A 17,026-nucleotide genomic window follows, 5' to 3' on the forward strand; every position below is an offset into this window, starting at 1 on the left:
TACAAAAAAATATATTTTTGAAATTATGAAATATATAAAAAATATGAAAAAACATATTGACAAATTGTGTTTATAGGACAATAATATAATTACTTTAATAAAAACGTTTTATAAAACGCATAACAATATAAAAAAGGAGGAAACAACTATGTTACAGCAGGTAATGACAAATCCAGGAGAAATTATTTTCAGAGAGATTCCGGTTCCGGAGGTAAAGGAAAATCAGGTGTTGGTAAAGATTATGAATATTGGTGTTTGTGGATCAGATATTCATGTTTATCATGGAAAACATCCGTTTACAAAATATCCGGTAACACAGGGACATGAGGTTTCTGGTGAGATTACAGAACTTGGAAAAAATATCACCGAGTTTCATGTGGGACAGAAGGTGACGATAGAGCCGCAGGTATATTGTGGACATTGCTATCCATGTCGTCATGGAAAGTATAATCTCTGTGAGGAATTAAAAGTAATGGGATTTCAGACGACAGGAACAGCATCTGAGTATTTTGCAGTGGATGCATCTAAAGTAACACCTATTCCGGAAGATATGTCCTATGAAGAAGGAGCTATGATCGAACCTCTTGCTGTGGCAGTTCATGGTGTAAAACAGATGGGCGATGTGGCTGGCATGAATATTGCAGTCCTTGGAGCAGGACCGATCGGAAATCTCGTGGCACAGACAGCAAAAGGAATGGGAGCAGCGAAAGTGATGATCACAGATATCAGTGATCTTAGACTGGCGAAGGCAAAAGAATGTGGAATTGATGTGTGTGTGAATACCAAAAATAAAGACTTCGGTGAGGCGATGATCGAAGCATTTGGACCGGATAAGGCAGATGTGATCTACGATTGTGCCGGAAACAATATCACAATGGGACAGGCAATTAAATATGCAAGAAAAGGAAGCACGATCGTACTGGTGGCTGTTTTTGCAGGAATGGCAGAAGTAGATCTTGCAGTGGCAAATGACCACGAACTTGACATTAAGAGCACGATGATGTACCGCCATGATGATTACATAGATGGAATCAGACTGGTAAATGAGGGCAAAGTTCATTTGAAACCGCTCATCTCAAAGACATTTGCTTTTAAAGATTATCTGAAGGCATACCAGTATATTGATGATAACCGCGAGACAACGATGAAAGTAATTATCAACGTCAGTGAAAAGTAAGGAGTTCGTATGGAAAATAAATATGGAATTGTCGGAATTGCCCATGTCGGGCTTCCGACAAACGATTTACAGAAAACAGTTGAGTTTTATAAGAGTCTTGGATTTGAAGTAATTATGCAGTCTTATAATGAAAAAGCAGGGGAAAAAGTGGCATTTTTACAGATAAAAAATTACTGCATAGAGACTTTTGAAAATGGGAAGGCGGAAATGTCAGACGGTGCATACCAACATGTTGCACTTGATGTGGAAGACATTGAAAGTATGTATCAGAAAATCTGCAATGAAAAATACACAGTTATTACAGACGGAATCGAAGAACTGCCATTTTGGGAAAAAGGTGTGAAGTTTTTTATGATTAAGGGACCAAATGAGGAAAGAATAGAGTTCTGTCAGAAAATCTGATAAAAATAGGAGGGCCATATGGGAGGCGAAAGCAAAAATGGAAAAGTACCGCTGATCAGTAAGATTGCATATGGGTTTGGTGATGTTGGATGTAATTTCAGCTGGATGTTTGTCAGTAATTTTCTGATGATATTTTATACAGACGTGTTCGGAATCAGTATGGCGGCTGTGTCAGCACTGATGCTTTTTTCAAGATTCTGGGATGCAATCAATGATCCAATCGTCGGGGGACTTACGGATAAAACAAAATCGAGATGGGGACGGTACCGTCCATGGCTGTTAGTAGCGGCACCAATTACAGCAATTCTTCTTGTGATGACATTCTGGGCAAGACCTGACTGGCCGCAGAATGGAAAGATCATTTATATGGTAATTACATATTGTCTGCTGGTTTTGGGATATACCTGTGTGAATATTCCATACGGAACCTTGTGTGGTGCTATGACACAGGATATTGATGAACGTGCAAAAATAAATACATCCCGTTCGGTTGCAGCGATGATTGCAATTGGTGTGTTAAATATTATCACAGTTCCGCTGCTCAGCAAATTCGGCAGTCACAGTGCAAAGACAGGATATCTGACGGTTGCGGTCATATATGGGTGTATTTTTACAGCCTGTCATTTCTTCTGCTTTGCGAAGACGAAAGAGGCAGTGATTACTCCGGAAAAAGAAAAAATTTCTGTAAAGATACAGTTGAAAGCAGTCATGCAGAACAGACCATATCTTCTTGCATTGGTAGGACAGATATTATTTGGATTTACATTATATGGTAGAAACGCAGATATTCTGTATTATTTTACATATGTGGAAGGGAATGCCTCCTACTACACAACTTATTCGATGTGCATCATTATTCCTTCTATCATCGGGGCAGCCTGTTTTCAACCATTATTCCGCAAGCTGAATAATAAAGGAAGAACAGCATCTCTCTTTGCTTTGTTTACAGGAATTTCCATGTTGTCTATGTTTTTCTTCAATGCCAAAGAATCATCAGCTATTTTTTATGCATTATCTGGTCTCACACAGTTTTTTTTTCTCTGGATTTAATACCGCAATCTATGCAATTATTCCAGACTGTGTGGAATATGGTGAGTGGAAAACCGGACTTAGAAATGATGGTTTTCAGTATGCATTTATTTCACTTGGAAATAAAATCGGAATGGCAGTTGGAACAGCACTTTTAGCAGGATTACTTGGAAAATATGGTTACATTGCAAATCAGACACAAAATGCAACTGTACTTTCAATTATGAAACATGCATTTACGACGATTCCAGGTGCACTTTGGATTGTGACTGCGGTTGTATTATTTTTCTACCGGTTAAATAAAAAACGTTATAACGAGATTGTGGAGGAACTGAAAAATGGAAGAAAAAGTTAACATCGTGGCATTGGAAGAATTGCTGATTGATTTTACGGAAGCAGGACACAGCCAGGATGGGAGGAAATTAAAATACCGATACCAATAGAAATTTTAAAATCGGATACAATCTGAATGGCGTTTGCTTTTCTTCTGCCGGTGGATGCAAAAAGCCGTTTTTTTTTCTATCAGACCTTCCTGCTCCAGAAGGTTGAGGTTCTGGCTGACTGTGGATAAACCCATCTGCAGTTCCTGAACGATCTGCTGCTTGGAGGTCTTTTTCTTTCTGTAAATATATTGGTAAACCTTTGATTTATTTATTTTTTTGAGACTAATGTTGGTCAATCCCTTTTCGCTCATGTTGTTCTCCTGATTACGTTGCAAGATAATGTTAAGTTTATTGTAGCATAGAACGAAAAAAAGCAATAAAAAGGATATGTATTACAGAAAGCTGACGGAAAAGCAACAACGATACACAAATATGTTGGAATGATTCCCGGAAAGGGTTTACAGATCTTCAAAATGCCATTAATATAAGGAAGGGATCTTCCCACCCATAAAAAATAAGATACGGAGAATTAACATGAAAAAACAACTGAAGGATACTCAGATTCTGTTGGAAATCCTGATCCTGACAGCAGCTGTTGCTATTATTGCAGCGGCAGTCTATTTTTTTCTGGTACCAAGCCATACTTCTGTCAGCAGTATTTCGGGTCTTGGTATCGTACTTTCCAACTTTGTACCGTTGCCTCTTTCCACCATCACCATGATTCTGAACGTAGTACTTCTGATCATCGGCTTTTTTACCTGCGGAAGAGAATTTGGTGTAAAAACCGTCTACACCAGTATCATGCTTCCTGTTTTTCTTGGACTTTTTGAAAAATCTTCCCGGATTTTGGTTCGATGACAAACAGTCAGGAGCTGGATGTTCTGTGCTATACACTTGTAGTCAGTGTGGGACTCAGTATTCTTTTTAACAGAAATGCTTCTTCCGGCGGACTTGATATTGTAGCAAAGATCATGAATAAATATCTTCATATGGAGCTTGGAAAAGCTATGTCGCTGTCCGGTATGTGCGTTGCCCTGTCTGCAGCACTCGTTTACGACAAAAAAACGGTAGTCCTGAGTATTCTTGGAACGTATTTTAATGGAATTGTTCTGGATCATTTTATTTTTGATCATAATATCAAACGCCGGGTATGTATCATCACTCCAAAGGAAGAAGAACTTCGGGAATTTATTCTTCATGAGCTGCACAGCGGTGCTACGATCTATGAAGCCTATGGTGCCTATAACATGCAGAAGCGCAAAGAAATCATCACGATCGTAGACAAGACAGAATACCAGAAATTGATGAATTTTATCAACAAACTTGATCCGAAAGCGTTTATCACAGTTTATAATGTATCCAACATGAGATATCAGCCTAAAATGTAAAAAAAGTTCCGCAGCACCTCAATCACAGAAGTGCTGCGGAATTTTTTTACCGTAATTTCCTGTGAAAACGTTTTTTGAATTATTCCATGGAGCAAAAACTCCGGCGCGGCGGAAGGAGAAGAAGAGCGGACGGATGCAGATGGATACGATCAATGACATTGCTATAGTGCAAATAAGGACACTTTTTTAGACAAAGCGTGTTCTTTTTTTACCACATAAAGTTATCTATAATTAGAGACAGAAAATGGAGGAAGGGTATGAAAAGATATTATTTAGCAATTGATATAGGAGCATCCAGCGGAAGACATATTCTCGGGCATATGGAAGATGGGAAAATGGTTCTCGAGGAAATTTACCGTTTCCCGAATGGAATGCAGAAACAGGACGGTGAGAAGGTGTGGGATATCGAGGCACTCTTTGAAGCCGTGTTGGCCGGAATGAAAAAATGCAGAGAACTTGGAAAGATCCCGGTGAGTGTCGGAATTGATACATGGGCAGTTGATTTTGTCCTTCTGGACAAGGATGATCAGCGGATCGGAAATGCCGTTGCTTATCGCGATGACCGCACGAAAGGAATGGATGAGGAGGTTTATCGCACAGTGCCGGAGGAAGAACTCTATGCATCGACCGGTATTCAGAAACAGATTTTTAACAGTATTTATCAGCTTATGGCGTGGAAGAAGAAAAAACCGGAACAGCTGGAAAAAGCAGAGACTCTTCTGATGATTCCGGATTACCTGAATTTCCTGCTTTCCGGCGTGAAAGCGCAGGAATACACAAATGCAACAACGACCCAGCTCGTCAATCCGGAAACCGGGGACTGGAACAGGGAGATGATTCAAAAACTGGGATACCCGGAGAAAATTTTTCTGCCGATCCGTGAGCCGGGGACTGTGATCGGCCATCTGAAAAAAGAAATCCGGGAGCAGGTCGGTTTCGACTGTGAAATTGTTCTTCCCGCAACACACGACACTGGCTCTGCGGTAGTCGCTGTGCCAAGCAATGAGGAGCACGTGCTCTATATCAGCTCCGGAACCTGGTCTCTGATGGGAACAGAATTAAAAGAGGCCGATTGCGGAACAGAAGCTATGCAGCACAATTTTACCAATGAGGGCGGCTACAACGGAAAATACCGTTTCCTGAAAAATATCATGGGCCTGTGGATGGTCCAGTCTGTGAAAAAAGAAATCGCAGAAGATTTAAGCTTTGGAACGATCTGCGAAATGGCATCGAAATGCACCATCCAATCTATCGTGGATGCAAACGACGACCGTTTCCTTGCACCGGAAAATATGACAGCCGAGGTACAGAAGGCATGTGAAGAAAGTGGCCAGCAGATACCACAGGGAATTGCAGAGGTTGCAGCAGTGATCTATAACAGCCTGGCAGTATGCTATGCAAAGACATTAAAAGAACTGGAAGAACAAACAGGCTGCCGGTACCGAACTATTCATATCGTAGGCGGCGGCTCCAATGCCGACGATTTGAACCGACTGACGGCAGAAAGGACCGGAAGAACCGTGCTGGCGGGACCGACCGAGGCAACTGCCATCGGCAATCTGGCGGTGCAGATGATCACCGGAAAGGAATGCAGCAATTTGAAGGATGCGAGAAACTGTATTTTCCATTCCTTCGAAATCAAACAATATGAGCCATAAAAAATGAGACGAAAGGTTAAAAGGGGCAAAGAATATGTTAGTTGAAACAAAAGCAAAAGTAGGTGTATTTGCAATCGCACTGGGTGCATATCTGCCGCAGTTCCCGACGCTGGTTCCGGAATTTGAGGCACAGTATGATGCGTTCAAAAAGACGATTCCGGATACCGTTGAAATGATCGATGGTGGAATCGTTACAACGAAAGAATTATCCATGGAAGCAGGAGATAAGTTCCGTGCAGCGGATGTAGATCTTGTTATTTTACAGCTTCTGACCTACGCGACCAGCTACAATATGCTCCCGGCAGTCCGTGACCTGAATGTGCCGGTTGTGCTTGTGAATGTACAGAAACGGAAAGCACCGGATTATGCCAATACCGATACACCAAAATGGCTCGGTGAGCTGTATGCCTGTGGCGCAGTCGGTGAGATGGTAGCCGATCTGGAGCGTGCGGGCAAACGTCATGCCGTCATCACCGGTGTTGTAGAAGGCGGAGATGCTTACGTGGCAAAGGAAATCGATGAGTGGTGCCGGGCAGCCCAGGTACGCAGAAGATTCCGCTACACCAATATTGCCCAGATCGGAAGACCATATCCGGGAATGATGGATCTGTATATCGATGAAACCAATCTTTACAACCGGATGGGACTTTACACGAAACAGTTCGACTGGGAGAAAATGTGGGCAATCGCGGATCCTGTCACAGATGAGGACGCAATCCGCGCCAAGGCAGAGGAGATTCTGGATACCTTTGACATCGAGGGCGGTGCAACGGTAGAGACCGTATGGGATATGGCAAAATATGTCGTTGCTTTTGAAGAATGGGTGAAGAAAGAAGAGCTTGGTATGGTGGCATCCCATTATGACGGTTTTGCAAAAGGGGTTGCCGGAAAACTGGACAGCATGCTGATTCCGGCATTTTCCATGCTGATCAAACAGGGTACAGCCTGTGCCGTAGAGGGTGATATGAAAGTTGCAATGGCAATGAGCATTCTGAAAACAATCGCCGGAACCGGTCAGCTTTCTGAGATGTATTCGATCGATTTCAATGAGGATATCTGTATTATCGGCCACTCCGGATCGGGAGATGCTGATATTTCGCAGGCGAAAAAACCGTCCATGAAAATCGTTGATGTTTTTCATGGCAAGACGGGCGGCGGATATCTGACGCAGTTTTATCCGCCAGTCGGAGATGTTACATATCTTGGAATTACGCAGGATAAAGACGGTCATTTTAAATTTGTTGCTGCAGAGGGTGTCAATGAGGATGGTCCGATCTTTACCTTTGGCGATACAAACATGAGAACACGTTTCTCCATTGGGGCAAGAGAATTCTGCAACAGATGGAGTGAAGCGGGACCAACACATCATATGGCAGCAGCTGTCGGACATCATATTGATACGATTCTGAAAGTTGCAAAAATCCTGGATGTGCCGGTAGAGGTTGTGTGCCGGTAAATATCGATAAAAGAAGAGGAAAAGAGAGAAAGAAGAGGGAAAAAACATGAAATTTTTAGATGCAGAATTTGTAAAGGGCTTTATCCGAATGGCAAATGACGGCTGGGAGCAGGGATGGCATGAGAGAAACGGCGGAAACCTTTCTTACCGTGTGAAACCAGAAGAGGTTGAAGAGGTAAAAGAAAACTTTGAGGCCAGAGAGTGGAATTCGATCGGAACCGCCGTTCCAAATCTTGCGGGAGAGTATTTCCTGGTAACCGGAAGCGGAAAATATTTCCGAAATGTCACAATCAAACCGGAAGACAGCATCTGTATGATTGAGCTGGATGAAAAAGGTGAAAATTACCGCATCGTCTGGGGTCTCGTCAACGGAGGACGTCCGACCTCAGAGCTTCCGAGCCATCTGATGAACCTGGAGGTAAAAAAACTTCAGGACGAAAGATACCGCGTTGTGTACCATGCACATACCACCAACGTGATCGCGCTTACCTTCGTTCTGCCGCTGGAAGATAAAGTATTTACCCGCGAACTCTGGGAGATGGCAACCGAGTGCCCTGTTGTATTCCCGTCCGGAATAGGTGTCGTTCCGTGGATGGTTCCGGGAGGCAGAGAGATCGCCGTTGCCACGAGCGAGCTGATGAAGAAATATGATCTTGCTATCTGGGCACACCACGGCATGTTCGCCGCCGGCTTTGATTTTGACCTGACCTTCGGTCTGATGCATACCGCAGAAAAATCTGCAGAAATCCTGGTAAAAACACTTTCTATGCAGCCAACGAAACGCCAGACGATCACACCGGATGAATTCCGCCATCTGGCAAAGGATTTCGGTGTAACACTGCCAGAAGAGTTTTTGTATGAGAAATAAAACTGGAAACTGATAGTGAAAAATGGCCGTCTGATCCTTGCACTGAGGAATGGGACGGCCATTTTTTTGCTGTGCAGAAGAAAAAGTCTATTAATTTCTTTCGGAATTTGATAAACTATAAGATAAGATTATCGATTAGAAAACAGTGGAACATTTCATTATCAGACAGAAAATGCTGGTGTGTCTGCGCTCAGAAAGGAAAGATGAAATATGACTTCAGCGATTAGTATAGGAAAGCAGGATTTTGCTTCCCTTCGAGAAAATCATTATTTTTATGTTGATAAAACCGATTTTATCAGACAATGGTGGGAAAGTGGAGATGACATTACGCTGATCACACGTCCGAGAAGATTTGGCAAAACATTGAATATGAGCATGCTGAATTGTTTCTTTTCCAGACAGTATGCAGAAAAAGGTACCATCTTTGAAGGGCTTTCCATCTGGAAACAGGAAAAATACCGCAGACTGCAGGGAACTTATCCGGTGATTTTTCTGAGCTTTGCGGACGTAAAACAGAATAACTATCAAGATGCAGTGCAGAAGATAAAAAATATTATTGTAGATGCTTATCGCCAACATCGGTATTTGGAGCAGGAAGAATGCTTTACGCAAAATGAGAAACAGCAGATGCTGGAAATTACAGAAAAAATGAGTGATGTGACAGCACAGGATGCATTAAAAAATCTTTCCAGTTATTTGAATCTTTTATATGGAAAAAAAGTTTTGATCTTTCTGGATGAATATGACACGCCCATGCAGGAAGCCTATATTCATGGATACTGGGGTGAATTTGCCGGATTTATGAGAAGCCTTTTCAATGCGACGTTCAAAACAAATCCATATCTGGACCGCGCTGTGATGACTGGAATTACCCGTATTTCCAAAGAATCTGTTTTTTCGGACCTCAATAATCTGACGGTTATTACAACAACATCGGATGCCTATGCAGACTGTTTTGGTTTTACAGAAGAAGAGGTATTTCAATCATTAGATCAATTTGGAATGCCGGAAAAGAAAGATCTGGTAAAGCAATGGTATGACGGATTTTGCTTTGGCACGCATCGTGATGTTTACAATCCGTGGTCTATTACAAATTATCTGAAAGAGAAAAAACTGCGGCCCTACTGGGCAGCTACAAGTTCCAATGGATTGATCAGCAAACTCCTGCAGTCAGCATCGGTAAATATGAAGGAAGAACTGGAAAAACTGATCAACAGACAACAAATTGTAGTTAATTTTGATGAGCAGATTATATTTGGACAATTAGAACAGGATGAAAGTGCGGTATGGAGTCTGTTGGTGGCAAGCGGTTATCTGAAAGTGGAGGAGATTGAATACAGAGGACTGACGCTGGAGCCGTGGTATTCTCTTTCCATCACAAATCTGGAGACTGTGAGCATGTTTTCGAATATGTTCAAAAGCTGGTTTGCAGCGGCATCTGCCAATTATAATGAATTTATCAAAGCATTGCTGAATGGGGATGTAAAAGCGATGAACCTCTATATGAATGATATTGCACTTGCTACATTTAGTAATTTTGATGCTGGAAAACATGCGTCCGAGCGGAGCCAGCCAGAGCGGTTTTATCATGGATTTGTACTTGGGCTGCTGGTGGAAGTGAGAGATCTTTATGAGGTGCGTTCCAATCGGGAAAGTGGGTATGGAAGATACGATGTGATTCTAATTCCCAGAAATTTGGATCGAGATGCTATGATTCTGGAATTTAAAGTAAAAGAAACGGAAGAAAAAACGCTGCAGGAAACGGTACAAAAAGCACTGGCGCAGATTGAAATAAAGAAATACGACGAGGAACTGAAAGAACGGGGAATCCCAAAAGAAAGAATCCGGCATTATGGATTTGCGTTTGAAGGGAAAAAGGTACTAATTGGGTAATAGAAAACGCTGTCAATGCTTCTCTGGAAGGGGAAGCGGGACAGCGTTTTTTTGTTAATTGTGATTAGATTACCATCTGAAGCAGCATTACCATAAGCGGCATCGTCACAATAGAAGCCAGCGTAGTAACAACATTGATGGCACTGGCATAGCGCGAATCGTTGCCGTATACCTGGCACATCTGGGTAACCGTGGAAGCAGATGGCGTGATGATGGCGAGAAAAACGATCAGAATCAGTGTCGGTCCGTCAGCGGAAAGGTCGGCGAGATGGCTGAGTTTTAAGAGAACAAGCGCCATCAGCGGAACGGCGATCAGGCGGAGAAAGGTCACGAAGTAAATCCGTTTATTCGCAAAAATCTGACGGAAGTCCATGCCGGCAAAAAGCATACCCGTAACAATCATACTGGCAGGGCCAACCATGCTTCCGACAGAATGAAACGTATTGTTGACCAGCGCAGGAAGACGGATGCCCGTGAAAAAAAGAAGAATTCCGACGAAAATAGAAATAATATTGAGGTTCAGAACAATCTTCTTCCAGTCATAGGAAGCCTCACGGCTGATCACCTTTTTGCAGTGCGTCCAGAAAAAGACAAGCTGTACGCTCATATAAACACAGCTGTAAAGCACCCATTCCGCTCCTAAAACAGCCGTCACAAGCGGCACAATCAGATTGCCGGAATTGGAGTAGTAAACAGAAGTTATCTCAACCGCATCCAAATGAAACACCCGTCCAAGAGCTGAAACCGCAAAAAGAAGCACAACCTGCATCAGAAGCGAAGCCGCAAACGCAACCAGCAGCCCCCGCACCGTTTCCGGCGTGTAATCGACCTGAAACGCATTCAGAATCACGCAGGGAATGATCAGGTACAGCACAATTTTCGACAGAACTTTGCTGTCCTCATCCTTTAAAAGTCCGGCTTTTACGATTAAAAAGCCCATAAAAATCATAAGAAAAAGCTGCGCGATCTGTTGCGCAAGAAGAATACTGATCGTCATAAAAATCTCCCCATATGTGTGTCTTATAGAAAATATTATAAGGTGGAGGAGAGGGGATTTCAATTTCTTTTTGAGAGATTTGGATCGAAATAATGGTGAAAATATAAGAAAAATGGCTGTTGACCAAAAGAAAGTGCTGTCATATAATATATTCGACAAGAGAGCCGTTGGTCAGTGTACACCTGACCGCCGGATAAAGCTTCTAACTAAAAATAGCGCCTAACTTTACCAGAGCAGGGGCGCTATTTTGATTTGACAAAATTACACGATTGCAATATAATATACTTAACAAGACAGCCGGAAGGTGAGCGCAATCACCCGATCTGGCGAAAATATTAAATAGCTATAAGAAGTGGCCATCCATGCTTACCAGAGAGCAGGATGGCCATTTCTTAATTTCTATAATAAAGGAAGGCTGAATTATAGTCAAGAAATTTTTGCGATTTTAAAACAAAGTAATAAAAAGTGTGATATAATAACCTCATAATGAAAAGTAAAATTCCGCCTATTTTTCAACATTGTAGGCGGCAATTTCACACCTGCCAGTTAGTGAATCCTAATAAAAGTAAGATGGAGGTACCCGCCCATGATGGAATACACCAGCAAATATTGGAACATGCTGACTCCTTTAATAAAGAAAAGTCTGCTAAAACGCTACGGAAAAGAGGAGACCGCAGAGCTTCTCCGCAAGACCAACCAGATCTACCGCGACATGCTTCGCCGCGCCGATGATATCGGAAAGGACAACCCGATGGCGTCGAATCTCTATGAAGGCTCATTTTTCTTGCGCTCTGGGATGCGTCGGACAGACAGATTTCTGTGGATGAACTGCGTACAATCTCAGAGGAGATGATGGCCTTCCCGCTTCTGAAAGCCATGGGCTGATGATTAATGCGAATAAGAAGAGCGGCATGGCGCGGATTGCGAAGATGATGCATAAGGATGCCGCCTGGCTGGAAGCACATCCGCAGTATAAGGCGTATTCGTGGGATTTTCATTTTGATGAGACGAAGCATCAGGACGGTTTTTATTACCACTTCACCCAATGTCCCCTGAACACCTTCGCCCGAAAAGAGGGCTATCTGGAAGTGCTGCCGATTATGTGCGACATTGATTACAAGACAGCAGCCCTGATGCACGCGAAGCTCTACCGTGACCATACGCTGGCAGGCGGCGGTGAGGTCTGTGATTACTGGTTCGTGGGGGACAAGGTGGAAAATCCGAAATAAAACAAGACCGGACCGGAACCGGTGAAATGGATCGAAGAATATAAAACGCAGAAGGGAGATCACCCAGAATGAGCAATGAAAAAATAAAACCAAAACTGAACGGAACCGCCGAGACGATGCTGCAGTGCTTCTACGCCCGCGCCATGCACAGCAGAAATCCGAAAAACAAGTTCCGCGACACCAAAGCAGAAGAGCTGATTGACCGCATCGACTATGATTTCAGCAATGCGAAAAAGGACACAGCAATGAGCGGCGGAATCGTAGCGCGGAGTGTTGTGTTTGATGAGCTGGTCAGCGACTTTATCCGAAAGAACCCGGATTGTACCGTCGTCAACATCGCCTGTGGTCTGGACACACGGTTTTACCGCATGGATAATGGAAAAATCACCTGGTATAATCTCGATCTGCCGGAGACGATTGAGGTACGCGATTCGATCTATCAGGAATCCGGCCGCGTTTCCACGATTGCGTGTTCCGTGCTCGATCCGGCATGGGCCGATCAGGTAAAAGTGCGGAGCAAAATGCTTTTCATTATCGAAGGTCTGACCATGTACATGAAAGCGGATGAGGTCAGAATGATGCTCGCCATCATCCGCGATCATTTCGACAATGCCTACGTCTGCATGGAAACGCTGTGCCCGTACTTTGTAAAGAAAGAAAACATCGAAAAATCTATTCAGGCGACGGGCGCGACGTTTACCTGGGGTGCGAACAGCTTTGCAGACCTGGGCGACATTGCCGCCGGTTTCCGAAAAGTAAAAGACGACAACATCGCCCGCGGTATGGAAACACTGAATCCCATCTACAAGCTGGTGATGTGGATGCCGATCGTCCACAAATTCGCAGAGAAAATTCTGGTGTTTGAGAAAGCGTAAGAAAAAACGAAAAAAATAGAAAGAAACAGGCAGCCCGGCAGCGGAAAAGCTCAAAAAGCTTCCGTGCAGGGAACCTGTTTTTTGTTTGTGCAGGAAATTAACAAATCATTCATCCGGCCACACAAAGTGTGCGTTTCCCGCTTCAAGGCCGTCAATCAGAATATTCTGCCCCGTGCAGAACCGGTTCGTCACGGTCATAAAATACGCCCAGTCCGCCGTTTCCTCGACGGTCATCCACCGTTTCAGCGGCGTCAGATCCATGATCTGATCCCAGAGCTTTTGGTCTTCTGTGACAGGCAGATTCAACTCGGTCAGTACGCCGCCGAAATCAAGGCTGTTGCACGTTCCACCATACGGTGCAATGCGGAGTGCCACGTTTTTCGTGTAGGCGAGCACACCGCCCTTGCTTGCCGTGTATTCCGGAAACTCAGCTCCGGTATGGCCGCTGGCCGAGCCGATCATAAGGACGGCGCGGATGGTGTCATGAATGCCATACGCCTCTGTGATTGCGATGGTTCCCTTTAAATTGATATCAATATCATTCTCGTTCTGCACACCGGCGTTGTTGATGACAATATCGAAAGGCGCAAGCGCCGGATACTGTTCCCTGTCGCGGATATCAAGGCAGAAATGAGTATACGAATCCTGGCTGATTGAAGCCTCCTTCCGGTCAAATCCGGTAACGTCAAAGCCTTCTTTTAAAAATTTCTCCGCAATCGCCTTCCCGATTCCGGAACTGGTTCCTGTAATAAGTACACGCATACGATAACCTCCCGATGAAATATTACCCTCATTATACCGCAAACACAGCATGCGATCCAGAAGAAACGAAAAAGAATGCAGGAAAAGAAAATGTTACGGGAAAAATCACTGCATAAAACAAAAGAGTCTCCCAAACTGCAACAAATAATTGACAGATTTTAGGAGAAGGAGTAGAGTTTTTGAAAGGGGGATTATCCCTGCAAAGAGTGAAAACAAAAGAGGTGCAAATATGCTGAAAGTAGACAATCTTACCTTTGAAGTAAACGAAGAGGGAAGAAAACGCTGCCTCGTCAACCACATCAGTTTTGAGGTAAAGGACGGGGAAATGCTGGTGATTACCGGACCAAACGGTGGCGGAAAATCAACGCTGGCCAAAGTGCTTGCAGGAATTGAGGACGCCAATGGCGGAGAAATCTTCCTGGATGAGGAAAATATTACCGGTTATGATATTGACCACCGTGCAAACGCCGGCATCGGCTATGCATTCCAGCAGCCGCCGCGTTTTAAAGGAATGACGGTGAAAAAAATGCTGTCGCTGGCAGCCGGAAAAGAACTGACGGAAGCCGAGAGCTGTAAACTCCTCTCCGCTGTCGGACTCTGCTCTGCCGATTACCTGAACCGCCAGATGGACGGTACGCTCTCGGGAGGAGAGATGAAGCGTCTGGAGATCGCAACGGTTCTTGCAAAACCGCATAAGGTCAGCATTTTCGATGAGCCGGAGGCCGGCATTGACCTGTGGAGCTTTTCCATGCTGATCAAACGGTTTGAAGAAATCCACAAAGAGAAGAAAGAATGTCTGATCCTCATTTCTCATCAGGAACGCATTATCCAGATGGCAGACAAGATCATGGTGATCGAGGACGGCCAGGTGAAAGAATACGGTACAAAGGAAGACGTACTGCCGACCCTGTTCCAGCAGAAAACAGGCCGGATGTGCGGCCAGGAAGGAGGCATATGCTGATGGTACAGGTAGATGAGACAACCCAGGGCGTATTAAATCAGATCAGCGAGGGATTTGAGCAGAAAGGGGCATACAATCTCCGCCAGAACGGCATTCCGCTCTGCCACGGTGACAGTGAGCATATCAAAATCCGCAAAAAAGAGGATAAGCCGGGCATTGATATTTTGATCGATGGCGAGACGAAAGGTGAAAAAGTATTTATCCCGGTTGTCGTCAGCGTTTCCGGCATGACGGACCTTGTTTACAATGATTTCTACGTTGCGGACGGCGCCGATGTTACGATTGTAGCGGGCTGCGGTATCCACAACGGCGGCTGCAACGACAGCCGGCACGACGGTATCCATACGTTTCATGTAGGAAAAAATGCCAACGTGCGCTACGAGGAAAAGCATTATGGCGAGGGAAACGGAACGGGACAGCGGATTCTGAACCCGGTGACAAATATTGAAATCGGAGAAAATTCCGTTTTTACGCTGGATACCGTACAGATTAAGGGCGTTGACTCAACAATTCGTACGACGAATGTTGTGATGGATGCAAACTCCAAACTGTTTGTGCTCGAACGTCTGATGACAGACGGTGACCAGAAGGCAGAGTCGGATATTGAAGTATGTATGAACGGAAGCGGTTCTTCCGCACAGATTATTTCACGTTCTGTCGGAAAGGGCAATTCCTCCCAGGTCTTCCATCCGAAGGCAGTCGGCAAAAACAAATGCCACGCCCATATCCAGTGCGATTCTATCATCATGGATCACGCCCAGGTCGGATCTATTCCGGAGATCCAGGCAAAGCATGTGGATGCGGCAATCATCCACGAGGCGGCGATCGGACGGATCAATGATGAGCAGCTATTGAAACTCAGAACGCTCGGCATGACGGAAGCGGAGGCGGAAAACGTCATTATTGAAAACTTCCTGAGCTGAAGAAAAAAAGGAAACAAGAGAACAAAAAAGAGGCATTTCCAGTCTGCATAGATGGAGATTCCTCTTTTTGTGCATTTTTCACAAAAGCAGGTAGTAAATTTTACTAAAATAAAAAGTAAAATATTTTGACTTTTAACATATGATAAATTTGTACTGTTGAAAAAAGGAAAGATACAAGATAGAGAAATGGGGAAAGCGAAAATGGGTATTGTGATCAATCATTCCGAAAATATTTTCCTGCTGCAGACCAGATCCAACAGCTATGCGTTCGGCATTGACGATCAGGGACTGGTAAGACATACAGAGTTTCTTCCGTGATATGAAAAAAATACGAAGAGGCGATGGAGGCTCCGGTGAAGAACGAGGTGGCGATCGTGTACGATTACGATTCCCTGGCATCGTTCCGTATCCAGCGCCAGAGCATTCTGCTCGATCCGGCGGAACCGTAATCGTGACGTACCGCCACGCCGTGAAAGATGCGGACAACAACGTTCCGTTCGGCGAGACACTGCCGGTGCACTACAATGCGCTTGCGGGGCTGACCGTAGAAGAGACGGAGAGCCTGCAGGACTATGATGCATTCCCGGTTGTGGGAAGCGGCGTGTTCGAGGGCGTGGAAGGCACAGGCGGAATTTTCTGTGATATAGGCCTTGTGGAGCTCGAGCTCATCCCGGGAACGCGGAACAAAAAGAGGATTCTGCTGACGGATGCCGGACGGGAACTGGAGAAAAATACGACGGACCGGCTGCGCGGGGCGGAGATCCGTGCATATGGAAAACTCTCGGCAGAAGAGCTGAACAGCTATCTTGAGCTGACAAGAAAGCTGACGACAGCGCTGCGCGAGGAGACGGAAAAACTTTAAAGAGAGAGCAGAAATGAATCAGAAAAAAGACAAAATTCAGTTATCCGATCATTTTACATACGGGGCGGTCTATTTCCCGACAGTCCCTTTTCTTTTTGTCTGGAAAAAACTTGTAAATAAGACGCGAGTGTGCAAAAATAGACATAAAACAGATGCGGAGGCA

Annotated in this window: 17 protein-coding genes and 1 pseudogene; 16 read left to right on the forward strand and 2 right to left on the reverse strand. The window is 44.4% G+C overall.

What is annotated here, in order from left to right; genetic code table 11:
* The first annotated feature begins 148 nt into the window (after positions 1-148).
* From DXA93_RS07275 to DXA93_RS07315, 9 genes and pseudogenes are all read left to right on the forward strand, one after another.
* Entirely contained in the window at positions 149-1,177 is a 1,029-nt protein-coding gene (locus tag DXA93_RS07275; RefSeq protein ID WP_055268459.1) for a zinc-dependent alcohol dehydrogenase, read from the forward strand.
* Positions 1,178-1,186: 9 nt separating this feature from the next.
* Positions 1,187-1,579, forward strand: coding sequence for a VOC family protein (locus DXA93_RS07280; protein WP_118719206.1), 393 nt, complete (start codon positions 1,187-1,189; stop codon positions 1,577-1,579).
* A gap of 18 nt (positions 1,580-1,597) precedes the next feature.
* The gene (locus tag DXA93_RS07285) at positions 1,598-2,629 is read left to right on the forward strand and encodes an MFS transporter (RefSeq protein WP_256372639.1); all 1,032 of its coding nucleotides are present in this window, start codon (positions 1,598-1,600) and stop codon (positions 2,627-2,629) included.
* Positions 2,586-2,963, forward strand: a complete 378-nt coding sequence (locus DXA93_RS18910) for an MFS transporter (protein ID WP_242998364.1) — start codon at positions 2,586-2,588, stop codon at positions 2,961-2,963. Before DXA93_RS07285 ends, DXA93_RS18910 begins: the two co-directional genes overlap by 44 nt.
* A 562-nt stretch (positions 2,964-3,525) precedes the next feature.
* Positions 3,526-4,379 (forward strand): annotated as a pseudogene (locus DXA93_RS20540) (YitT family protein).
* 257 nt (positions 4,380-4,636) lie between these two features.
* Positions 4,637-6,037: a rhamnulokinase gene (rhaB, locus tag DXA93_RS07300; protein WP_119207985.1), complete on the forward strand. Its 1,401-nt coding sequence runs from the start codon at positions 4,637-4,639 to the stop codon at positions 6,035-6,037.
* A 34-nt stretch (positions 6,038-6,071) separates the two neighbouring features.
* On the forward strand, positions 6,072-7,493 hold the full coding sequence (locus DXA93_RS07305) for an arabinose isomerase (protein ID WP_119207987.1): 1,422 nt from the start codon (positions 6,072-6,074) through the stop codon (positions 7,491-7,493).
* 46 nt (positions 7,494-7,539) lie between these two features.
* On the forward strand, positions 7,540-8,361 hold the full coding sequence (rhaD, locus tag DXA93_RS07310) for a rhamnulose-1-phosphate aldolase (protein ID WP_117760516.1): 822 nt from the start codon (positions 7,540-7,542) through the stop codon (positions 8,359-8,361).
* Positions 8,362-8,571: 210 nt separating this feature from the next.
* On the forward strand, positions 8,572-10,254 hold the full coding sequence (locus DXA93_RS07315; protein ID WP_117804234.1) for an AAA family ATPase: 1,683 nt from the start codon (positions 8,572-8,574) through the stop codon (positions 10,252-10,254).
* Positions 10,255-10,318: 64 nt separating this feature from the next.
* Here the strand turns inward: DXA93_RS07315 and DXA93_RS07320 are convergent, their stop codons facing one another.
* The gene (locus DXA93_RS07320; protein ID WP_118594592.1) at positions 10,319-11,251 is read right to left on the reverse strand and encodes an AEC family transporter; all 933 of its coding nucleotides are present in this window, start codon (positions 11,249-11,251) and stop codon (positions 10,319-10,321) included.
* A gap of 586 nt (positions 11,252-11,837) precedes the next feature.
* Here DXA93_RS07320 and DXA93_RS07325 point away from each other — a divergent pair.
* The 3 genes from DXA93_RS07325 (at position 11,838) to DXA93_RS07335 (ending at position 13,355) form a co-directional block, all read left to right on the forward strand.
* Complete coding sequence (locus DXA93_RS07325) at positions 11,838-12,104, forward strand: hypothetical protein (protein ID WP_119207989.1); 267 nt, start codon at positions 11,838-11,840, stop codon at positions 12,102-12,104.
* 31 nt (positions 12,105-12,135) lie between these two features.
* Positions 12,136-12,480 carry an L-2-amino-thiazoline-4-carboxylic acid hydrolase gene (locus tag DXA93_RS07330; RefSeq protein ID WP_243109175.1) on the forward strand — a complete coding sequence of 115 codons (345 nt, stop codon included), beginning with the start codon at positions 12,136-12,138 and terminating at the stop codon, positions 12,478-12,480.
* 68 nt (positions 12,481-12,548) lie between these two features.
* Positions 12,549-13,355: a class I SAM-dependent methyltransferase gene (locus tag DXA93_RS07335; RefSeq protein ID WP_119207991.1), complete on the forward strand. Its 807-nt coding sequence runs from the start codon at positions 12,549-12,551 to the stop codon at positions 13,353-13,355.
* Positions 13,356-13,460: 105 nt separating this feature from the next.
* Here the strand turns inward: DXA93_RS07335 and DXA93_RS07340 are convergent, their stop codons facing one another.
* The gene (locus DXA93_RS07340; RefSeq protein WP_055265843.1) at positions 13,461-14,117 is read right to left on the reverse strand and encodes an SDR family NAD(P)-dependent oxidoreductase; all 657 of its coding nucleotides are present in this window, start codon (positions 14,115-14,117) and stop codon (positions 13,461-13,463) included.
* Positions 14,118-14,346: 229 nt separating this feature from the next.
* On the opposite strand from DXA93_RS07340, the gene DXA93_RS07345 reads away from it, so the two are divergent.
* From DXA93_RS07345 to DXA93_RS07355, 4 genes are all read left to right on the forward strand, one after another.
* Positions 14,347-15,078: an ABC transporter ATP-binding protein gene (locus tag DXA93_RS07345; protein WP_119207993.1), complete on the forward strand. Its 732-nt coding sequence runs from the start codon at positions 14,347-14,349 to the stop codon at positions 15,076-15,078.
* On the forward strand, positions 15,078-16,001 hold the full coding sequence (locus DXA93_RS07350) for a SufB/SufD family protein (RefSeq protein ID WP_055219683.1): 924 nt from the start codon (positions 15,078-15,080) through the stop codon (positions 15,999-16,001). Before DXA93_RS07345 ends, DXA93_RS07350 begins: the two co-directional genes overlap by 1 nt.
* Positions 16,002-16,187: 186 nt before the next feature.
* Positions 16,188-16,319 carry a hypothetical protein gene (locus tag DXA93_RS18915; RefSeq protein WP_256372640.1) on the forward strand — a complete coding sequence of 44 codons (132 nt, stop codon included), beginning with the start codon at positions 16,188-16,190 and terminating at the stop codon, positions 16,317-16,319.
* A gap of 133 nt (positions 16,320-16,452) precedes the next feature.
* Positions 16,453-16,863, forward strand: a complete 411-nt coding sequence (locus tag DXA93_RS07355; RefSeq protein WP_119207995.1) for a hypothetical protein — start codon at positions 16,453-16,455, stop codon at positions 16,861-16,863.
* Positions 16,864-17,026 lie beyond the last annotated feature (163 nt).

The organism is Blautia sp. OF09-25XD, from assembly GCF_003482095.1.
GTDB lineage: Bacteria > Bacillota > Clostridia > Lachnospirales > Lachnospiraceae > Fusicatenibacter > Fusicatenibacter saccharivorans.

Bases quoted from the DNA above. Each gene is read 5' to 3' on its own strand.
- DXA93_RS07305 (WP_119207987.1), top strand. From the start codon at position 6,072: ATGTTAGTTGAAACAAAAGCAAAAGTAGGTGTATTTGCAATCGCACTG.
- DXA93_RS07350 (WP_055219683.1), top strand. From the start codon at position 15,078: ATGGTACAGGTAGATGAGACAACCCAGGGCGTATTAAATCAGATCAGC.
- DXA93_RS07285 (WP_256372639.1), top strand. From the start codon at position 1,598: ATGGGAGGCGAAAGCAAAAATGGAAAAGTACCGCTGATCAGTAAGATT.
- rhaD (WP_117760516.1), top strand. From the start codon at position 7,540: ATGAAATTTTTAGATGCAGAATTTGTAAAGGGCTTTATCCGAATGGCA.
- DXA93_RS07345 (WP_119207993.1), top strand. From the start codon at position 14,347: ATGCTGAAAGTAGACAATCTTACCTTTGAAGTAAACGAAGAGGGAAGA.
- DXA93_RS07320 (WP_118594592.1), bottom strand. From the start codon at position 11,251: ATGACGATCAGTATTCTTCTTGCGCAACAGATCGCGCAGCTTTTTCTT.
- DXA93_RS07315 (WP_117804234.1), top strand. From the start codon at position 8,572: ATGACTTCAGCGATTAGTATAGGAAAGCAGGATTTTGCTTCCCTTCGA.
- rhaB (WP_119207985.1), top strand. From the start codon at position 4,637: ATGAAAAGATATTATTTAGCAATTGATATAGGAGCATCCAGCGGAAGA.
- DXA93_RS07275 (WP_055268459.1), top strand. From the start codon at position 149: ATGTTACAGCAGGTAATGACAAATCCAGGAGAAATTATTTTCAGAGAG.
- DXA93_RS07330 (WP_243109175.1), top strand. From the start codon at position 12,136: ATGATTAATGCGAATAAGAAGAGCGGCATGGCGCGGATTGCGAAGATG.
- DXA93_RS18915 (WP_256372640.1), top strand. From the start codon at position 16,188: ATGGGGAAAGCGAAAATGGGTATTGTGATCAATCATTCCGAAAATATT.
- DXA93_RS07280 (WP_118719206.1), top strand. From the start codon at position 1,187: ATGGAAAATAAATATGGAATTGTCGGAATTGCCCATGTCGGGCTTCCG.
- DXA93_RS18910 (WP_242998364.1), top strand. From the start codon at position 2,586: ATGCATTATCTGGTCTCACACAGTTTTTTTTTCTCTGGATTTAATACC.
- DXA93_RS07340 (WP_055265843.1), bottom strand. From the start codon at position 14,117: ATGCGTGTACTTATTACAGGAACCAGTTCCGGAATCGGGAAGGCGATT.
- DXA93_RS07335 (WP_119207991.1), top strand. From the start codon at position 12,549: ATGAGCAATGAAAAAATAAAACCAAAACTGAACGGAACCGCCGAGACG.
- DXA93_RS07325 (WP_119207989.1), top strand. From the start codon at position 11,838: ATGATGGAATACACCAGCAAATATTGGAACATGCTGACTCCTTTAATA.